Source organism: Synechococcus sp. R8-2 (genome assembly GCF_047461715.1).
GTDB lineage: Bacteria > Cyanobacteriota > Cyanobacteriia > Thermostichales > Thermostichaceae > Thermostichus.
Genome location: NZ_JANSHQ010000742.1, coordinates 1 through 501, shown reverse-complemented (window position 1 = coordinate 501; position 501 = coordinate 1). Strand labels below are relative to the sequence as shown.

The window sequence follows — 501 nt, the reverse complement described above, 5'->3', positions numbered from 1 at the left end:
TGGGTGCAGTGTCCTAGTTTGAGTCGAAATGACCATACCGGCATCTTCTGATTGCCGTTTTCCCTCAAAGGATACCCGCCGGCAGGTGTAGACAAGCCAATCCCTCTTGCCTGTTCGCACTTTCTCAATCCCAATTCTGTTGAATTCTATTGGCTCGTCGACCTACAATTCCAATAATACCAAAAAGAGGGAATGAAAAGCTGATCTTCATGCCTGCCTGGCCATGGCCAAAACAACTCAGATAACCGATAAACCCGATCTGTTTGGATTCCTCTATCATCACCCGACGCTCATCCTTGCCATTCTGTTGGGGCCACCTCTCATTTGGTTACTGGTCTTTTACTTGGGGCCGCTGCTGGCGCTGCTGCTGCAAAGTTTTTATCATCTGGATCCCTTTACCGGCCTGATCCTGAGAAAGTTGACTTTGGCCACCTATCGGGAGCTGCTCACTCCTGCCAGCGTGGATATCTTTGTCCGCAGCTTGACTATGGCTTTGGCAGT

At 49.7% G+C, this 501-nt stretch carries 1 pseudogene; it reads left to right on the top strand.

The features are described from left to right. Positions 1 to 223: 223 nt before the first annotated feature. Positions 224 to 501: pseudogene (locus NW819_RS14385) on the top strand (ABC transporter permease); the annotation flags it as partial.